Consider the following 1,479-nt stretch of genomic DNA (forward strand, 5'->3'; position numbering starts at 1 on the left):
ATGGCCTCGGCGAGCGCGTCGACGTCGGCCTCGGTGCTCGTGTGGCCGAGGGAGAAGCGCAGGGTGCCGCGGGCGAGGTCGGGGTCGGAGCCGGTGGCGAGCAGTACGTGGCTGGGCTGGGCGATACCGGCGGTGCACGCGGAGCCGGTCGAGCACTCGATGCCCTGGGCGTCGAGCAGCAGGAGGAGCGAGTCGCCCTCGCAGCCGGGGAAGGAGAAGTGCGCGTTGGCGGGGAGCCGGTGGACCGGGTCGCCGCCGAGGACCGCGTCGGGCACGGCGTCCTGTACCGCCTTCACGAGCCGGTCGCGCAGCGCGCCGATGTCGCGCGCGAACTCCTCGCGGCGCGCGGCGGCGAGGCGCCCGGCGACGGCGAAGGAGGCGATCGCGGGCACGTCGAGCGTCCCGGAGCGCACGTGCCGCTCCTGGCCGCCGCCGTGGAGCACGGGGACGGGGGTCAGGGCGCGGCTCAGGAGGAGTGCGCCGATGCCGTAGGGGCCGCCGATCTTGTGGCCGCTGACGGTGGCGGCGGCGAGGCCCGAGGCGGCGAAGTCGAGGGGGACCTGGCCGAACGCCTGGACCGCGTCGGCGTGCAGCGGAACGCCGTACTCCGTGGCCACGGCGGCGAGTTCGGCCACCGGCTGGATCGTGCCGATCTCGTTGTTGGCCCACATGACCGTGGCGAGCGCGACCGAGGCGGGCTCGCGCGCGATGGCCTCGCGCAGCGTCTCCGGAGCGACACGGCCGTAGGCGTCGACGGGCAGGTACTCGACGCGGGCGCCCTCGTGGGTGCCGAGCCAGTCGACGGCGTCGAGCACCGCGTGGTGCTCGACGGGACTGGCGAGGACGCGGTCGCGGCGCGGGTCCTCGGCGCGGCGGGACCAGTACAGGCCCTTGACGGCGAGGTTGTCGGCCTCGGTGCCGCCCGCCGTGAAGACGACCTCGCTGGGGCGGGCGCCGAGCGCGTCGGCGAGCGACTCGCGCGACTCCTCGACGACGCGGCGGGCGCGGCGTCCCGAGGCGTGCAGCGAGGAGGCGTTGCCCACGACGGTGAGCTGGGCGTTCAGCGCCTCGACGGCCTCGGGGATCATGGGGGTCGTCGCTGCGTGGTCGAGGTAGGCCATGGTGGCTCCGATTCTACGAGCCGTACGGGGTGCCTCGGCCCGCCCCCGGTGCGCCGCCGCTCACATCCGGCGCCGCCGCCGGTGCGCGGCGTCCCGCCGGGCCGGTCGCGCGGGGCGCGGGGGCCTGCGGCGTGCGCCGCGGCGCGTGGCTCACATGCTCCAGGAGAGCGTCGCGTCCGCCGCCGCGAGGGCGAAGAAGACGACGAGGTCGGCGACGCCGAGACCGAGGCCGAGCAGGGCCCGTCCGCGCCGCGACGTTCCCCGCCACAGCGCGAGGCCCGCGAGCACGAGCGCGACGGGGCCGAGGACGACGTTGAGCACGAGGAGGCCGAGGAGCCCGAGCACGAACGCGGCGACG

The 1,479-nt window shown here is 76.4% G+C and carries 1 protein-coding gene and 1 pseudogene; both read right to left on the reverse strand.

Annotated elements, in window-relative coordinates:
* A partial coding sequence (locus SSBG_RS07000) for a cysteine desulfurase family protein (protein WP_008745505.1) occupies positions 1–1,121 on the reverse strand: 1,121 nt, incomplete at its 3' end.
* 150 nt (positions 1,122–1,271) lie between these two features.
* A pseudogene (locus tag SSBG_RS07005) lies at positions 1,272–1,479 on the reverse strand (hypothetical protein); the annotation flags it as partial.

The sequence above is a fragment of the Streptomyces sp. SPB074 genome (genome assembly GCF_000154905.1).
In the GTDB taxonomy this organism is placed as follows: domain Bacteria; phylum Actinomycetota; class Actinomycetes; order Streptomycetales; family Streptomycetaceae; genus Streptomyces.